Here is a 3705-nt window from a genome sequence, read left to right as displayed (position 1 = left end):
ATGTGTATAAGAGACAGCCGCAACCGGCGGCCAGCAGAATCAGCGCAATCACAATCAGCTGACGCACTCGGTGAGCTTAGCGAAGGCTGTGAATGTGCCGTTTGTTTGGTTCCAGACGCCGTTCTGGCGGGCGTCGCGCGGGGGCGCCCGGGTAGCGTAAAGCGGGCCGACGGGTCGACGACGACCCGCGCTGAGCAGGGCATTTGTGGCTTTCTTCAGAGTTCACGCACGCGCTTCGTCCGGTGAGAGGAAGCCGTAAAGCGGGGGAAACTCCGGATACCAAGTGCCGAAACATCAACGTCGCACCATTTCACGTAGGCCCGTTGCGCTCAAAGGAAGGGAAGTGCGTGACCAGGGAGTCCATGGCGTCCATCGACGATGCCGTGAACACCGTGTGCGCGTACTGCGGCGTCGGTTGTGGGATGGTGTTGCAGGTCACAACCGATCCCGAGAGCGGCCGGCGTCACATCACCAAGTCGGTTGGGAACAAAGAACATCCGGCCAACTTCGGCCGGCTGTGCACCAAGGGTGCCACCACTTCGGACCTGCTCAGCGCGCCGGGGCGGATGGAATCGGCATACGTTCGCGCCGATCGTGGCGAGCCCATCGAGGCCGTCGAGATGGACCGCGCGATCACGGCTTGCGCGAACCGGTTACGCGCGATCATCGATGAGCACGGCCCGGATTCCTTTGCGATGTACGTGTCCGGGCAGATGTCCATCGAGGCGCAGTACCTGGCGAACAAGCTGACCAAGGGCTTCATCGGCACCAACCAGATCGAGTCGAACTCGCGGTTGTGTATGGCCAGCGCCAGTTCGGGCTACAAGCTCTCGCTGGGTGCGGACGGTCCGCCCGGCTCCTACGAAGACTTCGAGCACGCCGACGTCTTTTTCGTCATCGGCGCGAACATGGCCGACTGCCATCCCATTCTGTTCTTGCGGATGATGGAGCGCGTCAAGGCCGGGGCGAAACTGATCGTGGTGGACCCGCGCCGCACCGCCACCGCGGAAAAGGCCGACCTGTTCCTGCAGATCGCCCCCGGGTCCGATCTGGCGTTGCTCAACGGGCTGTTGCACCTGATCGTCGAGAACGGGCACACCGATCCCGAATTCATCGCCGAGTGCACCGAGGGCTGGGAGGCGATGCCGGGCTTCCTGGCGCAGTACACCCCCGACGCGGTCAGCGAAATCACCGGGGTCCCCGCGGAAGACATCCGCGCGGCGGCCGAAATGATCGGCGCGGCCGACAATTTCGTGAGCTGTTGGACCATGGGTCTCAACCAGAGCACCCACGGCACCTGGAACACCAACGCCCTGTGCAACCTGCACCTGGCCACCGGCGCGATCTGCAAACCCGGCAGCGGCCCCTTCTCGCTCACCGGCCAGCCCAACGCGATGGGCGGCCGCGAAATGGGTTACCTGGGGCCGGGATTGCCCGGGCAGCGTTCGGTCCTGTCCGCGGACGACCGCGCCTTCACCGAAGACCAGTGGGGCATCCCCCGTGGCACACTGCGTGCCGAAGTCGGCAGCGGCACCGTCGACATGTTCTCCCGGCTGGCCGACGGGGAGATCAAGGCGTGCTGGATCGTCTGCACCAATCCAGTTGCCTCCGTTGCGAACCGGAGGACGGTGCTGGCCGGTCTCGAACGCGCCGAGTTGGTCGTCACCCAGGACGCGTTCCTCGACACGGAGACCAACGAATACGCCGACATCCTGCTGCCGGCGGCCCTCTGGTCGGAGGCCGAGGGGGTGATGGTCAATTCCGAGCGCAACATGACGCTGCTACAGCCGGCGATCGCGGCACCCGGCGACGCAATGCCCGACTGGCAGATCATCGCCCGGATCGCGTGCGAGATGGGCTTTTCGGACGCCTTCAGCTACAGCTGCGCCGAGGAAGTCTTCGACGAGATCAAGCGGTTCTCGAACCCGAACACCGGGTACGACCTGCGGGGGGTCAGCTACCAGCGGCTGCGCCGGGGCCCGCTGCAGTGGCCGTGCCCGCCCGGGGGCACCCGTGACCGCAATCCCATTCGCTACCTCAACGACGGCGTCAGCCAGGCCCGGCTGGTCCGCGAGGACGGCAGCGCGCCCCGGTTGGCGTTCCCCACCGCGAACGGTCGCGCGCAGTTCTTCGCCCGTCCGCACCTGCCGCCCGACGAAATGCCCGACGCCGACTTCCCGTTCGTGTTGAACACCGGCCGCCTGCCGCACCAGTGGCACACGATGACCAAGACCGGCAAGGTGGCCAAGCTGAACAAGCTCAACCCCGGCCCGTTCGTGGAGATCCACCCCGATGACGCCGCGCGCTTGGAGATCACCGACGGCGACGCGATCGAAATCGCCTCCCGGCGTGGCCGCGCCGTCCTGCCCGCCGCGATCAGCGACCGGGTGCGCCCCGGCAACTGCTTCGCCCCGTTCCACTGGAACGACGTCTTCGGCGAATACCTCGCCATCAACGCCGTCACCAACGATGCGGTGGACCCGATCTCGAACCAACCGGAATTCAAAGCCTGCGCCGTCGCGCTAGCGAAAGTCGTTGTCCCCGCGCCGGACCCGGGCGTCAAACCAGAGCCACCCGGCGCCGGCACACCGGATCCAGCGGTCACGGAGGTAACGGAAATCAGCGTGTCACAGGTCGATGCCCTCGCCGACTTGCTCGGCGTGGCAACGAAACCCGTGCCGGAATTCGACGAGCCCGGCCGCTCCTACCTTGCCGGGATGTTGACCGCACTTCGGTCGGACGCTGGTAGACGGACGGCCGGGGTGCCGACCCTGCCGCGCAGCGCCCCCTTCGATTCCGACACCCGGCTGTGGGTGGACGGCCTGCTCGCCGGCCTTTTCTCACGCAACGATGCGCCCGGGTCAAAGCCGGCCCCGGCGGTCAAGCAAGCGACGCGCAAGCCCGCCGACCGGGCACCCATCGTGCTGCTGTGGGCATCACAGACCGGGAACGCCGAAGAGCTCGCCGCGGATGTCGCGGCGCGACTGCGCGAGGCCGGCTTGCCGGTGGCGCTGCACGCCATGGACGACTTCCCCGCCGCCGAATTGAGCACGACGCGGGAACTGCTGCTCATCACCAGCACGACCGGCGACGGTGACCCGCCGGACAACGGCACCGGCTTGTGGCGCGCGCTGACGTCCGACGGGGCACCCAGGTTCACCGACACCCGGTATGCCGTGCTGGCCCTGGGCGATTCGAACTACGACGACTTCTGCGGTCACGGACGCGGCCTGGACACCCGCCTCGCCGAGCTGGGGGCAACCCGCATCACCGCCCGCGTCGACTGTGAACCCGACTACGACGGCCCCGCGGCCAAGTGGGCGGGCGACGTCATTGCGGCACTGACCCGCACACCCACGTCGGTCGGCCGCGACGGCAGGGCTCCGGCGACGGCGCGGGCTTCCGCGGTCACCGCGCCGTCGCGGCCCGGTCAGCCGAACACCTACAGCAAGAAGCATCCGCTGATCACCGGGATGGTCCGTAACACCGTGCTGAGTCGGCCGAAGTCGGCGAAAGACGTGCGGCACTTGGTTTTCAGCCTGCCGGAAGAAGCCGTCACCTATGAGGCCGGCGACGCGCTCGGGGTGTGGCCGCGCAACAGCGACCAGTTGGTGGACGAATGGTTGTCGGTCACCGGGCTGGACGGGCAGACCCCGGTCGAGGTCGGTGAGCACGGTCTGATGTCGCTGTCTCTTATACACATCT

1 protein-coding gene and 2 pseudogenes are annotated in these 3705 nt (G+C 66.9%); all 3 read left to right on the top strand.

The genetic code is table 11. The features are described from left to right. Positions 1 to 362: 362 nt before the first annotated feature. Positions 363 to 485: pseudogene (locus WU80_RS26680) on the top strand (hypothetical protein); the annotation flags it as partial. 81 nt (positions 486 to 566) lie between these two features. Continuing rightward, a pseudogene (locus WU80_RS26505) lies at positions 567 to 1787 on the top strand (molybdopterin-dependent oxidoreductase); the annotation flags it as partial. Next, a partial coding sequence (locus tag WU80_RS26500; RefSeq protein WP_369808573.1) for a molybdopterin dinucleotide binding domain-containing protein occupies positions 1773 to 3705 on the top strand: 1933 nt, incomplete at its 3' end. The pseudogene WU80_RS26505 and the gene WU80_RS26500, both read left to right, overlap by 15 nt.

The organism is Mycobacterium sp. UM_11, from assembly GCF_001414075.1.
In the GTDB taxonomy this organism is placed as follows: Bacteria; Actinomycetota; Actinomycetes; order Mycobacteriales; family Mycobacteriaceae; genus Mycobacterium.
This window is presented reverse-complemented; position numbering and strand designations above follow the sequence as displayed.